The 18,600-nt window shown below is 49.3% G+C and carries 19 protein-coding genes; 14 read left to right on the top strand and 5 right to left on the bottom strand.

The features are described from left to right. The first annotated feature begins 21 nt into the window (after positions 1-21). The 5 genes from IE117_RS06080 to IE117_RS06060 all read left to right on the top strand — a co-directional run bounded on the left by IE117_RS06080 (position 22) and on the right by IE117_RS06060 (position 4,544). Positions 22-1,350, top strand: a complete 1,329-nt coding sequence (locus tag IE117_RS06080) for a GntP family permease (RefSeq protein ID WP_189563415.1) — start codon at positions 22-24, stop codon at positions 1,348-1,350. A 48-nt stretch (positions 1,351-1,398) separates the two neighbouring features. Further along, positions 1,399-1,926: a hypothetical protein gene (locus tag IE117_RS06075; protein WP_189563414.1), complete on the top strand. Its 528-nt coding sequence runs from the start codon at positions 1,399-1,401 to the stop codon at positions 1,924-1,926. A 4-nt stretch (positions 1,927-1,930) separates the two neighbouring features. Further along, a complete protein-coding gene (locus IE117_RS06070; protein ID WP_189563413.1) occupies positions 1,931-2,101 on the top strand; it encodes a hypothetical protein in 171 nt (56 codons plus the stop codon). Positions 2,102-2,746: 645 nt separating this feature from the next. Then, on the top strand, positions 2,747-3,493 hold the full coding sequence (locus IE117_RS06065; protein ID WP_189563412.1) for an outer membrane beta-barrel protein: 747 nt from the start codon (positions 2,747-2,749) through the stop codon (positions 3,491-3,493). Between the two features lie 652 nt (positions 3,494-4,145). Further along, positions 4,146-4,544 carry a cupin domain-containing protein gene (locus IE117_RS06060; protein ID WP_189563411.1) on the top strand — a complete coding sequence of 133 codons (399 nt, stop codon included), beginning with the start codon at positions 4,146-4,148 and terminating at the stop codon, positions 4,542-4,544. Between the two features lie 238 nt (positions 4,545-4,782). Here the strand turns inward: IE117_RS06060 and IE117_RS06055 are convergent, their stop codons facing one another. From IE117_RS06055 to IE117_RS06035, 5 genes are all read right to left on the bottom strand, one after another. Then, complete coding sequence (locus IE117_RS06055; RefSeq protein WP_189563410.1) at positions 4,783-5,178, bottom strand: type II toxin-antitoxin system VapC family toxin; 396 nt, start codon at positions 5,176-5,178, stop codon at positions 4,783-4,785. An 11-nt stretch (positions 5,179-5,189) separates the two neighbouring features. After that, positions 5,190-5,423: a hypothetical protein gene (locus tag IE117_RS06050; protein ID WP_189563409.1), complete on the bottom strand. Its 234-nt coding sequence runs from the start codon at positions 5,421-5,423 to the stop codon at positions 5,190-5,192. Positions 5,424-5,563: 140 nt separating this feature from the next. Beyond that, positions 5,564-6,820, bottom strand: coding sequence for a putative porin (locus tag IE117_RS06045; protein WP_229580398.1), 1,257 nt, complete (start codon positions 6,818-6,820; stop codon positions 5,564-5,566). Between the two features lie 401 nt (positions 6,821-7,221). Beyond that, positions 7,222-7,590 (bottom strand): T9SS type A sorting domain-containing protein, encoded by a 369-nt coding sequence (locus IE117_RS06040; RefSeq protein WP_189563408.1) that lies wholly within the window; start codon positions 7,588-7,590, stop codon positions 7,222-7,224. A gap of 296 nt (positions 7,591-7,886) precedes the next feature. Beyond that, positions 7,887-8,030, bottom strand: coding sequence for a hypothetical protein (locus IE117_RS06035; protein ID WP_189563407.1), 144 nt, complete (start codon positions 8,028-8,030; stop codon positions 7,887-7,889). 178 nt (positions 8,031-8,208) lie between these two features. Here IE117_RS06035 and IE117_RS06030 point away from each other — a divergent pair, with 178 nt between their 5' ends. The 9 genes from IE117_RS06030 to IE117_RS05990 all read left to right on the top strand — a co-directional run bounded on the left by IE117_RS06030 (position 8,209) and on the right by IE117_RS05990 (position 18,509). Beyond that, positions 8,209-8,661, top strand: a complete 453-nt coding sequence (locus IE117_RS06030) for a hypothetical protein (protein ID WP_189563406.1) — start codon at positions 8,209-8,211, stop codon at positions 8,659-8,661. Positions 8,662-8,686: 25 nt separating this feature from the next. After that, positions 8,687-9,742: a serine hydrolase domain-containing protein gene (locus IE117_RS06025; protein ID WP_189563405.1), complete on the top strand. Its 1,056-nt coding sequence runs from the start codon at positions 8,687-8,689 to the stop codon at positions 9,740-9,742. 153 nt (positions 9,743-9,895) lie between these two features. Next, positions 9,896-10,111 (top strand): DUF6364 family protein, encoded by a 216-nt coding sequence (locus tag IE117_RS06020; RefSeq protein ID WP_189563404.1) that lies wholly within the window; start codon positions 9,896-9,898, stop codon positions 10,109-10,111. Positions 10,112-10,116: 5 nt separating this feature from the next. Next, entirely contained in the window at positions 10,117-10,548 is a 432-nt protein-coding gene (locus IE117_RS26525; protein ID WP_374757951.1) for a putative toxin-antitoxin system toxin component, PIN family, read from the top strand. 186 nt (positions 10,549-10,734) lie between these two features. After that, a complete protein-coding gene (locus IE117_RS06010) occupies positions 10,735-12,753 on the top strand; it encodes a M13 family metallopeptidase (RefSeq protein WP_189563402.1) in 2,019 nt (672 codons plus the stop codon). A gap of 25 nt (positions 12,754-12,778) precedes the next feature. Continuing rightward, positions 12,779-13,171 (top strand): hypothetical protein, encoded by a 393-nt coding sequence (locus IE117_RS06005; protein WP_189563401.1) that lies wholly within the window; start codon positions 12,779-12,781, stop codon positions 13,169-13,171. A 134-nt stretch (positions 13,172-13,305) separates the two neighbouring features. Next, a complete protein-coding gene (locus tag IE117_RS06000) occupies positions 13,306-15,870 on the top strand; it encodes a TonB-dependent receptor (protein WP_189563400.1) in 2,565 nt (854 codons plus the stop codon). Between the two features lie 187 nt (positions 15,871-16,057). Beyond that, positions 16,058-17,056 (top strand): glycoside hydrolase family 43 protein, encoded by a 999-nt coding sequence (locus IE117_RS05995; RefSeq protein WP_229580395.1) that lies wholly within the window; start codon positions 16,058-16,060, stop codon positions 17,054-17,056. 46 nt (positions 17,057-17,102) lie between these two features. After that, positions 17,103-18,509, top strand: a complete 1,407-nt coding sequence (locus tag IE117_RS05990; protein ID WP_189563399.1) for a BNR-4 repeat-containing protein — start codon at positions 17,103-17,105, stop codon at positions 18,507-18,509. Positions 18,510-18,600: the final 91 nt, after the last annotated feature.

The following is an 18,600-nucleotide window of genomic DNA, read 5'->3' as shown; positions in this document are numbered from 1 at the left end:
GTAAACCCATTCCCCGCTTCCATGCTCACCCTCCTGACGATTATCCTGGCCCTAGCGCTGATTATCATTTCCATCATCAAGTTCGACATCCACCCCTTTCTGGCCCTTTTCGTAGGGGCCATTATTTATGGCTTGCTGGCTGGCATGGATGGTGACCTGATCCTGAAATCCATTTCCGATGGCTTCGGCGGGGTATTGGGTAGCATCGGACTCCTCATTCTGCTGGGAGTGATGATTGGTACTTTCCTTGAAAAAACGGGCGGAGCTTTCGTGATTGCTCAGAAAATTCTGGCCGTCATTGGCGAAAAATCCGTGATGATCGCCATGATGGTCACGGGCTATATCCTGTCGATTCCGGTCTTCGGCGACAGCGCGTTCATCATGATGAATCCGATCAATAAATCGTTGTCGTTCAAAGGCAAACTACCCTATGCCTCCACCACGGTGGCCCTCACGCTCGGCATTTCGGCCAGCCACTCGCTGGTGCCGCCCACGCCCGGCCCCATCGCGGCGGCAGGCATCCTGAACGCCGATCTGGGCATGGTGATTTTCTGGGGCATTGTGATTAGTGTTTCGGCTCTGGTTCCGGCTTATTTCTTTGTGAAGTACTTCACCAAACACGTCCACGTCGTCCCGCACTTTGCCGAAGTGGAAAGCAACATTCAGCACGGCAAGCGGCCTTCGCTGGGCAAGGCTTTTCTGCCCATCATCATTCCGCTGCTGCTGATTGTGCTGGCGTCCATCGCCAAGTACCCTACCCTGCCCTTCGGCGAAGGACCTTTCACCACCATTCTGCTCTTTGTGGGTAGTCCGGTCATTGCGCTGCTGATCGGGGCCTTTTTGTCGTTCAGTCTGCCCGAGAAGTTCGACGCCAAGCTACTCTCGTCGTCGGGTTGGGTGGGTGAATCGCTGCTGATTGCCGCGCCCGTAATTCTGATTACCGGGGCGGGCGGAGTATTTGGCAAAATGCTCCAAAACTCCGGCATCGCCGAGCTCGTCAGTAACAACCTCAACGCCGCTTCCTGGGGCATTTTCCTGCCCTTCCTGATGGCCCTGGCCCTCAAAACTGCCCAGGGATCGTCTACGGTGGCGCTCATCACCACGGCCTCCATCGTCGCGCCGCTACTGGCCGCGCTGGGGTTGGACAGCGAGCAGATGCGGGTCTTCGCCGTGCTGGCTATCGGCTCCGGGGCCATCGCCATTTCCCATGCCAACGACAGTTTCTTCTGGGCCATGACCCAGCTCACGGGCATGAATATCAAGCAAGGAAATCAGACGCATAGCCTGGGTACTTTGGTACTATCGCTGTCGGCGATTGTGATCATCTTCGTGCTGACACAGGTGGTGTGAAGGAACATGAGTGTTGACCGAGTAGAATAATTTCATTAAATTCACTCAATGAAAACGAGTAAGCCCATACATCTTGATTTCGAGGTAGATAAGCTAACTGATTCTATTCGAAATACGATCTCGGGTGATAGCTTCACAACAAAAGTATTATTTCTAACAAAGACTGATTTAAAACAGGTCACCAAAAAGAACGGCTGGAATTTTACATGGAGATCAGAGCAAGCGGACAAAACGAGGGAAGTTTTCAAGCTGACCATTCTCAACAACCCCGGCATTATTCAAGGTTTGGTAAGCTTGTCCATCGAGCCTGACCACGTATATATGCATTTGTTGGAAAATGCTCCCTTTAATTTAGGAAAAGAAAAATTGTATGAGGGCGTGGCAGGAAATTTAGTGGCTCATGCGTGTAAGGTTTCCTTTCAGCACGGTTTTGATGGCTTCGTGGCTTTTACCGCCAAGACCAGCCTGATTGAACACTATCAGAAAACTTTAGGGGCTTATATTTTGGGGGGATCAAAAATGATTATTCCGACTGATTCAGCCAAGCTACTCGTTGACAGATACTTCAAATCTTAAAATTATGGGATACATTAAAGAACCGGAGGGAATCGACTTTGTAATCAAAAGTAAAGCTCTGACCGACAAAGACCGTCAGGAAATAAGTGCATTCATTCGTGCTTATAAAGAGAAAGAAATCAAAGAGAAAAGCACCCGGCCAGTACGGGTTCGATCAAAAGCAGATAAAGCCTGAGGGACGGAGATATTAAATGGTAAGCTATAAGTGCCACTTGAAGTGGAATAGACCTATAGCCATTTCCCACGCCAACGACAGTTTCTTCTGGGCCATGACGCAGTTTACGAGCATGAATAGCTGAGCATGAAATCGAGCAAAAAAAAGATCAAGATCATCGTGGAAAGAAACAATACCGGATTTTCTGCTTTCGCTGAGGACCATCCAATATTCACGACCGGACGAACCGTATCTGAACTAACTGACAACGCGCTGGAAGCGGCCAATTTTTATTTTGAAGAAGATGGTATAGTCTTGAATCACAATGATTTTAAATTGATTTCAAACAGTTTTTTCAACACAATTAAGTGATAAATGCGAAATTCCTGGCCGAAAAGATTGGGATGAACCCTAGCTTACTTTCGCAATACGTGCAGGGACACAAAAAGCCATCAGACAAGCAAAACGAAAAAATCTTAGCAGGGATTAACCAGATAGGCCAGGAACTCGCTGAAATCAACTTGACCTGTCGGGGGTGAGGAAATCATCGCAGTATTGATTTCAAACTAATGCTAGCGCGTGCAATATTTTAGGTTGTTTCCAACCAATTTCTCTTAAATAGTATCACCGGTAAGAATGGGGTCAAAAAAAGACTATTGAAAAACTATGAAAAAATACTTAACTATTCTGGCGCTAATCCTGACTGCTGCTTTTGCCGATTCTTCCCTAGCCCAGAAAACCGAAGTGTATATTTCTGCAAACTCCGGGCTGTTTTCGTTTACTGGCCCCTCGGCATCAAGGACATCGCAGATCAATACTGATTATTTTCTCTCGGCACCTCTTGCAAGGGAAGTCACAGGCTACACAAACAGTGTTTTGGGTAAACTTTCAGGGTTGTCCTACGGGATTTCGAGTCATATACAGAGAGTATCTCGAGGTAATTTTATTTCTGGAATTGGTCTTAGTTACGAAGATTTGCGCAGTAAGGTACTGATAGATAAAGTAATCGTTACCAACAACATAGCACCAATCCCTGAAAATGCAGTAGGTAAAACAATATTATCTAATCGATTTGTCAATATCTCCCCATACCTTGGATATCGAATAAAAAGAGACCAAATTTCCTTAGATCTGGCGGCGGGATTTGATTTAGGATATTTATTACGCTCTTACGAAGAGGGGAAAGCTGAAACCGTTTCTGACCGCGTCGCTACCACTTCGCTTGAACGAGAATGGGGAATAAATCTCGATGTCAGACCAAAACTTCAAGCGACAGTTCAGTACCAAAGAACTGGCGTGTTCGCAAGCTATGCGCGTGGACTTTCTAACTACTACAATGAATATGACGGTGGTGATTTTAAAGCTACTTCCCAAATGACGCGGTTTGGGATAACTTACAGGGTCACCAGATAAAATCGACAATATCCTCGCTCGCCCGGGCCGGGCCGCGCCTGATTTGTAATCGGGGCACACATCCCTTCACGTTTGCAACGGCTGCGGCCGACCGTGCGAATACCGAGTACTTCGTAATTCTTCCGAAGCGAGAGTGCGTACCGAAAACACATAATCACTCAGTTGATAAGGTAGTTACCAGGTTTACGTTACTACTACCGATAGGTACAAAATCTATTTTAACAAAAGCAGAAACAGACCCGCCAGAGATAAATCGGTGGGTCTGTTTTGCACGGGTAGTCGCTGAAAGTGCTTCTTCTCATGCTTCCAGAACTACTTGTATTCCCTATGATCCAGGCCGAATGACAAATGTTCTATGACAGTGCTCGTGGGGGTAGTCACATTCAAGCGTGCACTTGCCGCCAGAAGGGCTGCCGGATAATCGTCACTCGGCAGAGCCGAGCGACTGCTGTGAATACATTAGACAACTTGATTTCAAGGTACCAGATTTTTTTTGACGTCTTGCCTGGGTGAAATTGATTCAATCATTGGAAGACGGCAAAAATTTCCAATAGGAAAACACCTATTGAATGAATGGAGCGAGTAATTATGGAATATATTAGTGACAATATAACCAAGACAGAAATAGCAGAAACCCTTTAAAATAGAAAATATGGGAGACGAAACAAACACCATTATCCTTAAATCAGGTGAAGGCAGAGTTTATCATTGCGGAACAATGAAAGCAGTATTTAAGGCAGATGAAGCTGAAACGGCTAACAAATACAGTATTTCAGAATGGTGGCTCGAACCAAACTCCGGCGGGCCAGGTGCACACCAACACGAAGAGAACGACGAAGTTTTTTATGGTATTGAAGGAACTACGTCTGTACTTGTTGGCGACAAATGGGTGAATGTTGATAAAGGAACGTTTTTAAGAATTCCTTCCAAAACTATTCACGATTTTGCAAACAGGACAAACAAAAAATCCGGAATTCTTAATTTTTTTATTCCTGGTGGATTTGAGAGAAACATGCCCTCTATTGAAAAATGGTTTGAAGACAACAAATAAGGAAAGCATACATTGATAAAAAGAAGCGCGCTCCCCCCGGTCTTCAATTGTTTGGATTCACAGAGTATGTCATTCTAGGAACTGGCAGCGGCTGCGCGAACACCTGAATAAGCAAAGGAAGGTTCTCTACTCAGAACACCGCTCGCCCGGACTTGTAATAGGAGCGCTCATCCCGGCGCGTTTGCAACGGCTGTGGTCGACCGTGCGAATACCTTCAAGAGGATGGATATTTTCCTAATCAAGATTCTTGGGGCTGATCAGTTCCATTTCTCAGAATAGGATCAACGATCCGTAGCCCTTCGATCCAGCTGAAATCCTGAACATTGTGGGAATACAACTCGCAATCATTGAGCAGCGCAGTTGCGGCTATGATTGCATCGGCGACAGACATTTTTCTGGTTTTCCTTAGGTCAATCGCCTTGTTGATTGTAAATAAGTCAATTTCGAGTGTTCTTGTTAAGGAGAAGAGGCTATTGAAATAGCGTTCGTCTTTGGGAGTGATTTTATGGTAACCAAGTGTCTCTAAACGCGATATTTCAGATACGGTTGCCTCTGCGTGGAGGATCACCGGCCTTAAATAGGCGAATTTTGATTGTGAAGAATAAATAATCAGATTACTGTCAATCAAATACATACGTCTCCCTTTTAATTCCGAAATGGCAAAGCTCGATCCTGACGACTTTGCTCAAAATCAGTCAAATAGGAGTCAAAATCTTCCCGGTCATCGCCGCCTGCTTCGACGATAGCCCGATGCATGTCCTCGTCCTTAGACGAAATGACCCTTTCGAGCGGCCTTGCCTGCACGCCCAATCGGGCCAGCATTGGGACAAGCCAATCCACATCGTGTTCGTGAGGGAGTGTGAGAATTAATTGCTTCATGTTGTTGGCGTTTTCCCAAAAATACTAAAAATAAAAATACTCGCACTTGCCCCCCTGCGACTCGTAGTCTTCCGTTGTGTCTCATCGCGTTTGCAGCGGCTGCAGTTGCGCGAATACCTGAATAAGCAAAGGTTCCCTACTCAAAACCTGAATTGAAGACGGCAGGTGGCTACATTGTCTTTGATGTCGCTGCGGTACCCTTCCAGCGTCGTTTTTTCGTTTCTGACTACCTCATACCAAAGCAACAGCCGCAGGTTGGCGCTGATGTAAGAATTATATCCGAACCCCAAAGTGCGGAAAGCCACATCGGCTCCCGAAAAACCGGCGTCGAGATCCGTCCCAGCGACTCCGCGGTTGGGATCGTACCAGTCGTACTTGACTCCGAACTGGTGCTTCGGATTTTTGAGCGAGTGCAGGAAATAAAAATAAGCCCCGTCGAACGGACGGATGTAGACCGGAGCGGAGGTGCCGTTCAGCGTGGGAATCGCGAATGGAGTTTCGGACGTGGTGCGGGTGGAGGTTTGGGTACCCCCGATGTACTCGGCCCGTACTTCGGTCGTTCCCAGCGGATTTTTGATATAGAATTGTACGTCGCCTCCGAAATAGTGCCTCGGGGCGATTTGTCCGTTATTCTCGTCGGCAATATCCGCCTCGAATCGCCCTTCCTTCATCCGGTAAATCTCTCTGGTAAATTGCTGCATGCCTCCGTACAGCAGCGAAGCTCCGGCCGAAAGCTGCACCGACGGGGCCACTGAGAGTCGCTTGACGGATATCCGGCTGATCAAATCCTTGTAGCTGTCGAAGTCGGTAGTCCCCGAAAGGCCGGGGCCGTTAAATACGCCCACATCGACTTTCAGAAAGGAAAGCGGATGCGCTTTACGCTGCGGGTGAAACGAAACCATGGCCCCCACGTCGCGCTCGGTACGCATCAGCAGCTGCGACATGCGCCCCCGTTCGGGCGATTCGCGGTCGGCCGAACCCAGGTTGACCTCGAAACCAAAAGGACGCGGGAAGATCCCCGCCGTGAGGTTGAGGACGCTCCATTTGTTTTCAAATACCTGTCCGAAAAAATCCCGGGTAAAAAAGCCACGCTCCGTACCGTCGAACTGATACACGAAGAACACCGTGGGCAATCCCTCGACGTTGACGTGCGTGTAGTCGAGTCGCAAACGCCCGCGGCGTAACGAAAAACGGTTGTTGACTGCATCGGGGAAGTCGCCGCCATTAAAACTGGGTGCTCCCTTGGCTTGAGCTACCTGGAACTGGGGCTGGACATACCCGCTGATGCGCAGGCGGTTGAATTTTTCGTAGAGCGACAAGAGCCCCCGATTGTACTGCGTCGTGTCGGTCATGTCGTCCATGATGAGTTGCGCCCGGCTATCGGGAACAAACCCCATGAGAAAACAGCAGATAGTAAAAACAGGAGAATAGACAGAGCATGTCAGAATGCGCTTGACCATGAGCCAGGACGTATCGTTAAGTTGTGTTAAGCTGAAAAAGCGTTGACTTTCCCGCCTTTCAAAGGTAAAGACTTTAAACCTGATACCCTCAAAAGTACCCCCGTGTTTGCGTTAGGTCGCTGGGCGTACATTTTCCGAAGGAAGTGTGCGTGCTCAAAATAAGCAAGCAGCCAATACCATCCCCGCGAGTAATCTACCAAACCGGACTGTGGGCGATAACATAGTCCAGCCATTGCCGGCATCAGGCAAAAGCCGCTCCAACAAAACAGCAACCGACCCGCCAAGAACAAGTCGGCGAGTCGGTTGCTACACGGGCATTTCCCGGAAAGTACTCATTCTCACGATTCAAGTACCACGAACGTTTCGTGGGGTACGGGCTGGATGATGAAGGTCTTGGTCACGGTACCCGTGGGGGTTGAGACCCGAAGAAGGTACTTTCCCGTAGCCAGTTGGGCTATGTCGAACTGCTGGATGATGCCTTCATTCAGGGCGACCGTTTCAGAAAAGAGCGAGTGGCCCCGCTCATCCAAAAGAGCAATTTTCCCCTTCGAAGCTTCTGGCTGAACCATCAACCTGACTTTCTGATTGTTGGTGGCTACTACGTGAACGAGCGGCTCGATGGAAGAAAAAGATTGGGTGTTGGAATTTTGGGCGAACGATGCGGTTCCGGCTACCAGACCCAGCATCAATAGGATTGTTTTTTTCATACTATACATCAGTTGTTTTTTGTGATTGTTGTTGTTACTATCTGATGCAAAGGTGGCCCCGGTGCGCCACCCCCGAAACTAAATCGGACTCAATGACGGGTTTAGTTGGTTGAGTCGGGCGTTTGCCCGGTTGAATAATTTGACCCCACAATGAACATGTCAGCTAATCCCCTACCTGACTACCCAAATTTGTAAGCGGGACGATTAGCCGACACCGTTGCTTCACTTTTACAACCGGGTGGTACATCTGCAACCCGCTGCTGACTCTGATTGTCAATCAGGCGTTGATTCAACTCTTAGTTGAACCGGAGCATTCGTCCTTTGTAGTGTTCCGTCGCCACGCTCTGAGCGTGTTCCCTCCCAGAGGGCTGGGTATTGAAGGTAATCGGGCAGTCAGCGATGTACACGCTGTTGAGTGTACGCAATTGGATGGCAGACACAGCCAAATGGATGGGTCAGTAAAATCCTAATTCAAGGTTACATCTAACAGAGCCCCACAATAATAAATTAGCAGTACCCGATTAATAATTGTATTGTGGGGATAACTTTTTGTTTAACAGTGATTTATCTGATTATAAATCGATCCTTTACCCCTAACATAAGTCTAACCTACATATTATGACCATTCAGGAAGCTTCTGACTATATTGAAAGTTTAAAAAGCCAGACAACTAGACAATCGGAAATAAAAGTTTATGAAAAATTTAATTCTATTCTGGCGAAATTGATAGAAAGGGATTTCTCAAAGGCCGAAATTCAGTCCATAAAAACAGAACTTGAAAGTTTAAATCTAAAAACACATGTAAAGGATAGGAAGAAATACATCAGTAAATCTTTAAGTAGATTTGAAACCTATCTAAAAGATACGTTCTCACTAATTCCAAAAGGATATTACGTCAGTCGAGGCATTGGTTTAGGGCTATCATTTGGAATTGTTTTCGGAATTATTTTCTTGTCGAGTTTCGAACGATCCATGGGTATAGCGCTGGGTATGTCCATCGGAATGGTACTTGGCTTAACGATTGGCGCCAGCATAGAATCAAAAGCTAAATCGGCAGGCAAGATCTTGTAGCTCATTGTATGTAAATAAATATATCATGATCACAAAGAAGCAGACAAAACAACTACTCAGAATACTATTTATTATTGCCAGCATCGGCTCCCTATATTTCGTACCGTGGATTCTGGTAAAGGCCTGGATTTTACCACTACCTGATACGGTTCAGGAACAAGTCGATGAGGCCATCGACCATGGGTTTGACGGAATGATCGTGTACGTAGATCAGGCAGGAAAACCACCGGAGTACTACGCCGCGGGTTGGCACGATCGAAAAAATAAAGTACCTGCCAACCCGCGCGCCTTATTCAAGATTGCCAGTATCAGCAAACTATATGTTGCGGTTGCGGTCGCAAAATTGGTCAAAGACGGACGTTTGTCCTTGGATAAAACACTCGCTGAATACTTACCGGAACTCGTGGGGAAAATTGAAAATGCGGATAAAATCACCTTACGAATGATGGTGCAGCATCGGAGCGGCATTCCCAATTATACCGATACCCCTGGCTATTGGGAGTCCCCGCCAAAAGCTAACAGAGATAATCTAGAATTGATATTGAATAAGTCTGCGGACTTTGAACCTGATGAAAAATATAGTTATTCAAATACGAATTATCTGTTGATAGGCGAAATCCTTGATAAGACATTGGAGCATAGCCATCATCGTTATATCAAGGAAGAAATCCTGATCCCACTTAAGTTGAATCATACGTATAGCTTGCTTAGTGAGGTAGATTTAGACGACGTAATGGGCGGGTATTATGTAGGGTATGACGACGATCTGAAGCAAAATGATTTTATAAGCCCGGCCGGCTCCATGGTAGCTACGGCAGAGGATGTGGGCCTGTTTCTGAGGGCATTAAACGATGGCTCCGTATTTAATGAAGGAGAACAGGAAATCTATTCCTCCATTTATGCGTACGAACATACGGGCCTGTTGCCTGGCTACCAGAGTATTGCCAAATACCACAAAGACATCGACACGGTAGTCATTCAGTTTAATAATACAACCAACTTTGCCGGATACGATTGGAGTTTGGCGGAAATCATATATAGCCGTATTGTAAAAATAGTGCGAAAGACAAAAAGCGCATGACGTGCTTGCTCGCGCCTCAACCCTAGCCGAGTTGCGCCTGCTATGTGATCGGGATGATTCGCCTCGTGACGGTTGCCCGTAGGCGCGGTCAGTCGCAGCCGTTTACTGGTTTCGGTATTACAAAAGCGTTCGCTATATTTATAAAAAAAAGCTATGAGTACACTAACGATTGAATTGGAAGACGAAATTCTGGCCCGCGTTCGTCAATATTCGAAGAAGAAGCAGGTAAAGGTCAGCGATATCCTTTCAGAATCTCTGAGGAGGTTTCTACTTATGGCCGAACTGTCCGAACTGCAAGATAAGCTGGATGGAAAAGCTGCTGAGTTTGGATTTGACAGTGAGGAGGATTTGTTCGATACCATCTCATAGAAGCTGTGGTCATTATATTGGATACCAACGTACTTCTATCTGCTCTATTCTTTAAATCTGGACTTTCAGCGGCTGTTCTCAATTATGCTATTCTAGGAAATGAACCAATTACCTCCGAATGGCTTCTGACAGAATTCCATACCAAGTTGAATAGTCCGGCTTTCAGAAAAAAGAATCGGAATTACCATTTTGACGAAGAGACGATCAGCCGGATAACGGATTTTACTCGACATGCTTTCAAGCTACTGACTCCAGATAATCCGTTGCCAACTCTATGTCGTGACCCCGATGATAACAACGTCCTTCAGTTGGCCGAGTATGGCCAAGCTCACTACCTTATCACTGGCGACAAAGATCTTCTCATTCTGAAAAATTTCGGTTCTTGTCAGATTGTCTCACCAAGAAGTTTTGCGCAATTAGTCGGAATAATTCAATAGTACTACCTCGTCGCAGGTTGTGTGTGATTCGGCAGATAAGTGAATATCTGCCAAAGACAAATAATCAGCAGGATGCTTGTCCCCCATGCTCCTTGTATCGCTTTTCTCCGCATAATTTTTATCTTTCCCAACGATTTCGATTGAATCCCTTGTACCCACTAATTCATATCAATAAACTACCAATTCATGAAGCAATTTTTACTTTTCGCACTTGCCCTGCTGTTGACCGGAACCGGTAGCCTTGTTTCTGCACAGAATACCAACCGCGTAGTTTTAACGGGCATCGATGCCACCAAGAAGCCCGGCGATGATTTCTTTACCTACGCCAACGGCATTTGGTACGATAGCATCAAAATCCCGGCGAGCCAGACGGGGGTAGGCTCGTACTCGTTTATGAACTACCCGCAGCGCGTGCGTTTGCAGGGGATTCTGGATAGTATTTCCGCCCGTCCCAACAAGCCCGGCAGTATCGAACAGAAGGTAGGTGATTTTTATGCATCAGGCATGGACATGGCGGCTATCAATAAACGCGGGTATGAGCCCATCAAACCCCTGCTCGCCCGCATTGATGCCGTAAAGGATGTGGCTTCGTTGTTGAAATTGGTGGTGGAAGAGCACAAAGTAGGCGATGGTTCCATCATTGGCTTGGGCATAGGTCCCGATAACAAGCAGAGTACCATTAATATCGCCCAGTTTTCCCAAACCGGGATCGGTCTGCCGGATCGGGATTATTATTTCAAGACCGATTCCTCAACCAGCAGGATTCAAAAAGCCTACAAAAACTACCTGACGACTCTATTTACATTGACAGGAACCGGAGCGACAGCGGCGGAGAAAAATGCGGCCGTGGCCTACGAGCTGGAAAAACAATTGGCTACCGCCCACAAAACGAATATCGAACGCCGGGATGTCAAGGCCAACTACAATAAAATGGCGGTCGCGGATCTGGCCCAAAAACAACCGGTCCTGAACTGGCCCACAGTATTGAACGATCTGGGGGTAAAGGTCGATTCGGTCAACGTTAGGCAACCGGCTTACTACGATAAGCTGAATACGATGTTAAAATCGGTTCCAATCTCGGACTGGAAAGTGTATATGAAAGCCAATGCACTGGCTCACTACGCCAGCTACCTGAGTCAGCCCTTTGTGGATGCATCATTTGCGTACGCCAAAATTCTGACCGGACAATCGGTGAAGCAAACGCGGGCCGAAGAAATGACGCAGGCGGTGGATCGTTCGATCGGCGATGCGCTGGCCCAGTTGTATGTAAAAAAGTACTTCCCCGAAGCAGCTAAGAAACGCATGGAAGTACTGGTAACCAATCTGGAAAAAGCCTTTGAGGCTCGCATCAACAACCTGGAATGGATGAGCGACTCTACCAAAACCAAGGCGAAAGAAAAACTGTATGCCTTCACGGAGAAAATCGGCTACCCCGATAAATGGCGGGATTATTCGAAGGTAGATGTGAAACGCGACGCGTACTTTGAGAACCGGTTGGCGGCTACGAAGAACGAGTATCTCTACAGCCTGGCAAAAGTGGGCCAGCCCGTCGATCGGACGGAGTGGCATACTACCCCGCCCACGGTAACGGCCTACAACAATCCTCCGCTCAATGAAATAGTCTTCCCGGCGGGCATCCTGCAACCTCCCTACTTCGATGTGAATGCCGATGATGCGCTGAACTACGGCGGCATCGGTATGGTGATTGGGCACGAAATAACGCATTCATTCGACGATCAAGGCGCCCAGTTTGATAAAGTAGGTAACGTGACTAACTGGTGGAAACCCGAAGATTATGCCAAGTTCAAAGCCAGGACCCAGCAGGTCATCGACCAGTACAACCAGTTTACCGTACTCGATTCCGTGCACGTGAAAGGAGCCTTGACCGTGGGCGAAAATACCGCCGACATTGCCGGCGTGGCCATCGCGTATGATGCCTTCAAGCTGACCGAGCAGGGTAAAAGCAATACAAAACTGGATGGCTTCACGCCCGATCAGCGGTTCTTTATCTCGATCGCCCGGATATGGCGGGTGAAAACCCGAGATGAGTTCATGCGCATGTACGTCAATACCAATTCGCACTCCCCGGCCAAATGGCGGGTGAACGGGCCGCTGATGAATTTTACGCCTTTTTACAAAGCCTTCAACGTGCAGCCGGGCGACAAAATGTACAAACCCGAAAGCGAGCGGATCATCGTTTGGTGAGATACCCGTTCCTATTCACGGCTTTATGAAGCTGAACGTCACTCAGAGCACTGCGACTAAGATCCTGATTGCCTTACTGATACCGGTTATTGTATTTCAATCCGGTATTATAGCCAAAGTCATTCCCTATGAAATTGTCGGAGGCGGCAGGCTGGAAAACGATGCCCAGATGTACCTCCTGAGCGGTATTTCCATAGCACTCAATAGCCTGCTGATCCTTGTTCTATTGGCAAAGGAGAATTTAATCAGAAACAGCCTGCCGGAAAAACCTTTACGGATAACCCTGTGGGCGTTTCTGTTCTTTTTTCTGCTGAATACGCTTGGTAACCTTCTTGCCAAAACTACTTTCGAAAAATTCCTGGCTTTTTACACTCTGCTGCTCGCTGTATTGCTTTACCTGATTCTACGGAAAGAGTAAGCCATTTCAGCCATTTCACCTTGATGAATAATAATAGTCTATAAAGTCTATAAATTTTATAGACTATTATTACATTTGTGCTTCTCATAGGTTCTACACAATCAATGTACCCACCACTTTTTTACAGCTAAATCATGAATAAGAAGCTACTGGTTCTGCTTTTGGGCCTTTTTGCAGTCCATTCTCCTCTTTTTGGCCAACAGGCACCGATCATCAATGCGACCATTTCGGGCACAGTGCTCGATGCCCGTACCAATGAAAAGCTCCCCGGCTGCTCGGTGGTTATTCAAGGCACTACCAATGGCGCCGTGACCGACGCCAATGGCGAGTTTACGCTCGTGACGGGTCAAAAACTACCTTTCACGCTGGTGGCCACCTACGTGGGGTATCAGAAAAAGGAGATCATAATCACAGGAAGTCCGGTGGAAGTAAGGCTGGAACAGGCTGCGGACCAGCTCGACGATGTGCTGATCACCTCGCGGCGACGTCCGGAATCATCGCAGGAAGTACCCATTCCTATTTCGGTCATCCGCGGTGCCACGGCGGAGGATGCCGGAGCTTTTAACGTGAACCGGCTTAAAGAACTGGTACCTACCGTGCAACTCTACTCGTCCAATCCCCGGAATACTACCCTGAATATCCGCGGCTTGGGCTCGACTTTCGGCCTCACCAACGACGGAATCGATCCGGGCGTTGGGTTCTACGTCGATGGCGTGTACTACGCCCGTCCCGCCGCCACAACGCTTGATTTCATCGACATCGAGCAGATCGAGGTACTTCGGGGGCCGCAGGGAACACTCTTCGGCAAGAATACCACGGCTGGCGCCTTCAACATTACCACCCGCGCTGCCAGCTTTCAGCCGGGGGCCAGCTTCGAGGTCAGCTACGGGAATTTTGGGTATATCCAGGCCAAAACCTCCCTGACGGGACCTTTGAGCAAGAAACTGGCGGGCCGGATTTCTTTCTCCGCTACGCAGCGCAACGGATTGCTCTACAATGTAGCTACCCAGAGTTCGGTCAATGACTTGAATAACCTGGGAGCCAGAGGACAGCTGCTCTACACACCCTCCGACAATGTCAAGATCACTCTGGCGGCCGATAATTCCCGCCAGAATCCCAACGGATATGCGCAGGTAATTGCCGGGGTAGTTACCACTAAACGAGCACCTTACCGGCAATTCAACAACATTATTGCCGACCTGAACTACGCCCTTCCCAGCACCAATCCTTTCGACCGGATCATCGACCACGACACGCCCTGGCGTTCCAAAAGTGAACTGGGCGGCGTTTCGCTCAACGTGGAGGCGAAGATTGGCCCGGGTACCCTCGCGGCCATTAGCGCCTGGCGGTACTGGAATTGGGCCCCTTCTAACGACCGTGACTTTACGGGTCTGCCGGTAATCACACTATCTCAGGCACCTTCCCGCCATCAGCAATGGACGCAGGAAATTCGTTACAGCGCAAACCTGAGCTCGCGGCTCAGTGGGGTGCTCGGCGTTTTTGCCATCTGGCAGGATTTGAAAAGTACCCCCTACCAGACCGAAGAATCCGGTGCCGCCCAGTGGCGGTTTGCCCAGAATTCCACCAGTCCGCTCTGGCGGACACCCGGCCTGCTCGATGGGTACGGCATCCAGACTACCTCGCGTCTGCAATCATTCGGAGGGGCCGCGTTCGGACAGCTGGACTGGTCTATTACCGACAAACTGCACCTTCTGTCGGGTCTGCGCTTTAATTATGACCAGAAGGAAGCCGCGTACAACCGCCAAACCTACGGCGGACTGCAGACCAGTGACCCGGCTTTGCTGGCGATAAAAAATACGGTTTATTCCAATCAGCAATTTGACGTGCAGGTGGACGAGAGCAACTTTTCCGGGCAATTGACTCTGGCTTATAGAGCTTCCAAAGCAGTAAATGCCTATGCTACCTATGCCAATAGCTACAAACCCGTCGGCGTCAACCTGGGGGGATTGCCCAGCGCCAACGGAAAGGTACTTACCGAGCTGGCCAAGATCAAGCCCGAGTACGTCACGCATTACGAAATGGGAATAAAGACCCGGCCGCTCCCGCAGGCGACGCTGAATTTTTCGGTGTACGACACCGACATTCAGGACTACCAGACCCAGGTGCAGACCGCCGAACCCGGTGTGAATAGGGGCTACCTGGCCAATGCGGAGCGCGTGAGGGTAATGGGCGCAGAACTGGACGGAAATATCCGGGTCAGTGAACACCTTACGGTTAATGGTGCGGGGGCTTACACGGATGGAAAGTACGTTTCGTTTACCAATGCGCCCGTGCCGCTGGAAGAAGTGGGCGGAGAGATTGCCTATAAGGACATATCGGGCGGCGCATTGCCCGGCATTTCCCGCTGGTCGGGCTCGCTTGGCGGGGAGTTTTCGGGCTCCGGGAAGCTGATCAGTTTAAAGGGTCGGTATTTCGTCGCGCTGGATACGTACTACCGTTCTTCGTTTTCGTCAAGCCCCTCCCCTTCCAGGTACCTCAACATTGATGGCTACGCGCTCCTGAATGGCCGGCTCGGATTTCGTGCCTCCAACGGCATATCGGTGCTGGTGTGGTCTCGTAACTTATTGGACAAAAACTACTTTGAACAACTGTTACCCGCTTCGGGTAGCGCCGGACAGTACGCGGCCGTTTTGGGCGACCAAAGGACATTCGGCGTTACGCTCCGCTATAATTTTTAATAATTCCTGGCTCTGATGCACGCAACCCAGCGATATCCGTCGCTGGGTTGCGCGTTTATTGGGTGCTCGGCCATGGGGAGGAATGAGAGGTTACAGACTTTTAGGCTATGGAATCAGCAAAGAAAATCCGAACGGCAGCACAAAGCTACTCGCTTGTTGCTCCCTGAAAAGTCTTATTTATCCTCTTATGATGAAGTCAAAAATTATGGCTTTCCGTATCAAGCCAGTTCTCCTGGTACTTTGCGTAATCGCATCCCTGGCACCCTCCTTCGCCCAAAAACCCACCCCTCATACTTCCTTCAAGCCCGGCGGCGAGTGGCTCGATACCGACGGCAAGCACATCGACTGCCACGGTGGCAATATCATTTATGTGGATTCCCTGAAAACCTATTACTGGTACGGCGAGCACCGCGGACAACCCCGCGGTGCTTCCTGCTATTCGTCGAAAGACCTGTACAACTGGAAAAACGAAGGGGTTGTGTTGGACAAAGGGGAAATCGAAATTTTTGAGCGTCCCAAGGTAGTGTACGATGCGGCAAAGCAGCAGTACGTGATGTGGTTTCATTATGACGGTAATCGCTACACCGTCGCCGAGCTGGGCGTGGCGACCAGCGATAAACCGACCGGGCCTTTCGTGGTGCAGCATCACGAGCGACCCAATGGCCACGAGTCGCGCGATATCGGGATGTACTTGGAACCCGATACCAAGAAGGCCTACATCGGCTACGCCGCCGACCACACCAACCGCACCATCCGCATGGTGGAGTTATCCGACGACTACCTAAGTACCACCACGAATGACGTGGACATCGAGGCCCACTGCGAAGGGCCCGGTATTTTGAAGAAAAACGGTACGTACTACCTCCTCACGAGTGGGTGCAGCGGCTGGACGCCCAATCCCGCGACCTACTATACCGCCAAAAATATCCTGGGACCTTATACCAAGCAGGGCAATCCTTTTGTGGGCGATGCGGGCAACAATTCTTTTAATTCCCAGCCCTGCTACATTTTTAAAATTCCGGGCTACAAGGATGCCTACCTCTACATGGGCGACCGCTGGAATGGCGGCGGACGGCCCGATTCCCAGTACGTTTTTCTGCCGATTACCATTACCGAAGACGGCAAGATGGAACTGCACTGGTACAAGGAATGGGATCTGAGTATGTTCACGCCGGTGAAAAAGTAAAAGAGCTGTGGACGCAGGTATAAAACATCATTCTAAAATTGGTTTCATGAAAATTCTTCTGGCGGCTACGGCCTTTCTCATTTCAATTCAATTATCATTTGCCCAAAAAACCGAAAACCCACCCAACCGCAACAACCAGCAGGTCGACGGCTACAAAGGGATCTGGTTTACGCTGGGGCAATTCTCCGAGTACGGCGACAAATACTCGGGCGGACTGGGTACTTACACCGCCAAACATATTCCGCTAGCCATCTACGCGCCAAAGGTGAACAAAACGTTCTTCGTATACGGGGGTACCACCGGCGAGAATGACCGCTACCTGCTGTGCATGATCGGTAGTTACGATCACAAAAAAAAGACCGTTTCGCGCCCCACGGTAGTGTACGACAAACAGGGCGTGGACGACCCGCACGATAATCCAAGCCTCGCTATGGACGAGCAGGGGTACTTGTGGGTATTTGTGAGTGGCCGGGGCAATGGCCGCCCCGGCTTCAAGTACCGCAGCAAACAGCCGTACAGCATCGACGGTTTCGATCAGATCACCGAAGAAACCATGACCTACCCCCAGCCCAAGTACATTCCGGGCAAAGGTTTTCTGCATTTGTTCACCAAGTACACCGGCGTGCGGGAGTTGTACTTCGAAACCAGTCCCGACGGCGTCACCTGGACTGAGGACCAGAAACTGGCGGGCATCAAACGTCCCGAAGACAAAAACGCCGGGCACTATCAGGTCAGTGGGCAATTGGGCGACAAGGTCGTGACTTTTTTCAACTGGCACCCCAACGGCGACGTAGACAAACGGACCAATCTGTACTACCTGCAAACTACCGACATGGGCAAAACCTGGACGACGGCCGACGGCAAAGAAATAGCCGTTCCGGTAACGGATGTCGCCTCGCCGACGCTGGTGAAGGAATTTTTCAGTCAGGGACAAAACGTCTATGTCAAGGATGTGAATTTTGACGAGCAAGGCAACCCCATCGCCCTGTACCTGTCCGGTCCCGGCCACCAGCCCGGCCCAAAAAATGGCCTGCGCCAGTGGGCCGTAGCGCACTGGAATGGCTCCGCCTGGGAAAACCACCCCGTCACGACTTCCGACCACAACTACGACATGGGTAGTTTGTTTGTAAAAGGCAATATCTGGATGGTGGTAGCGCCGACCGAGAACACGCCCCAACCCTGGGGCGGCGGCGGCGAGGTAGTACAATGGAAAAGCACCGACCAGGGAAAAACCTGGACGCGCGCCAAGCAAATCACCCACAACAGCCCCCGCAACCACAACTACATTCGGAAAGTGGTGGATGGCCACGATCCGTTCTACTACTTCTGGGCCGACGGCGATCCCGGCAAACTCAGCCCATCGCATATGTACTTTGGAGATAGCAAGGGTACCGTATGGGAATTGCCTTATACGATGACGAAAGAGGCGGCGAAGCCAAAGAAAGTAAAGTAGAGAGCCTTTCCTGGCAAGATTGCAGTCCTTCCGCGAGGGGTACAAAGGCGACCTACCGTTCGATAACATTTAGCGCCAGTTTGATGTGAGG

Source organism: Persicitalea jodogahamensis (assembly GCF_014651615.1).
GTDB classification, from domain to species: domain Bacteria; phylum Bacteroidota; class Bacteroidia; order Cytophagales; family Spirosomataceae; genus Persicitalea; species Persicitalea jodogahamensis.
The sequence above is the reverse complement of the archived record's forward strand: the minus strand, read 5'-3'. Positions and strand labels throughout refer to the sequence as shown.

Bases quoted from the DNA above. Each gene is read 5' to 3' on its own strand.
- IE117_RS06000 (WP_189563400.1), top strand. From the start codon at position 13,306: ATGAATAAGAAGCTACTGGTTCTGCTTTTGGGCCTTTTTGCAGTCCAT.
- IE117_RS06080 (WP_189563415.1), top strand. From the start codon at position 22: ATGCTCACCCTCCTGACGATTATCCTGGCCCTAGCGCTGATTATCATT.
- IE117_RS06065 (WP_189563412.1), top strand. From the start codon at position 2,747: ATGAAAAAATACTTAACTATTCTGGCGCTAATCCTGACTGCTGCTTTT.
- IE117_RS06070 (WP_189563413.1), top strand. From the start codon at position 1,931: ATGGGATACATTAAAGAACCGGAGGGAATCGACTTTGTAATCAAAAGT.
- IE117_RS06060 (WP_189563411.1), top strand. From the start codon at position 4,146: ATGGGAGACGAAACAAACACCATTATCCTTAAATCAGGTGAAGGCAGA.
- IE117_RS06050 (WP_189563409.1), bottom strand. From the start codon at position 5,423: ATGAAGCAATTAATTCTCACACTCCCTCACGAACACGATGTGGATTGG.
- IE117_RS06020 (WP_189563404.1), top strand. From the start codon at position 9,896: ATGAGTACACTAACGATTGAATTGGAAGACGAAATTCTGGCCCGCGTT.
- IE117_RS06010 (WP_189563402.1), top strand. From the start codon at position 10,735: ATGAAGCAATTTTTACTTTTCGCACTTGCCCTGCTGTTGACCGGAACC.
- IE117_RS06025 (WP_189563405.1), top strand. From the start codon at position 8,687: ATGATCACAAAGAAGCAGACAAAACAACTACTCAGAATACTATTTATT.
- IE117_RS05990 (WP_189563399.1), top strand. From the start codon at position 17,103: ATGAAAATTCTTCTGGCGGCTACGGCCTTTCTCATTTCAATTCAATTA.
- IE117_RS06030 (WP_189563406.1), top strand. From the start codon at position 8,209: ATGACCATTCAGGAAGCTTCTGACTATATTGAAAGTTTAAAAAGCCAG.
- IE117_RS06005 (WP_189563401.1), top strand. From the start codon at position 12,779: ATGAAGCTGAACGTCACTCAGAGCACTGCGACTAAGATCCTGATTGCC.
- IE117_RS06040 (WP_189563408.1), bottom strand. From the start codon at position 7,590: ATGAAAAAAACAATCCTATTGATGCTGGGTCTGGTAGCCGGAACCGCA.
- IE117_RS06075 (WP_189563414.1), top strand. From the start codon at position 1,399: ATGAAAACGAGTAAGCCCATACATCTTGATTTCGAGGTAGATAAGCTA.
- IE117_RS05995 (WP_229580395.1), top strand. From the start codon at position 16,058: ATGATGAAGTCAAAAATTATGGCTTTCCGTATCAAGCCAGTTCTCCTG.
- IE117_RS06045 (WP_229580398.1), bottom strand. From the start codon at position 6,820: ATGGGGTTTGTTCCCGATAGCCGGGCGCAACTCATCATGGACGACATG.
- IE117_RS06055 (WP_189563410.1), bottom strand. From the start codon at position 5,178: ATGTATTTGATTGACAGTAATCTGATTATTTATTCTTCACAATCAAAA.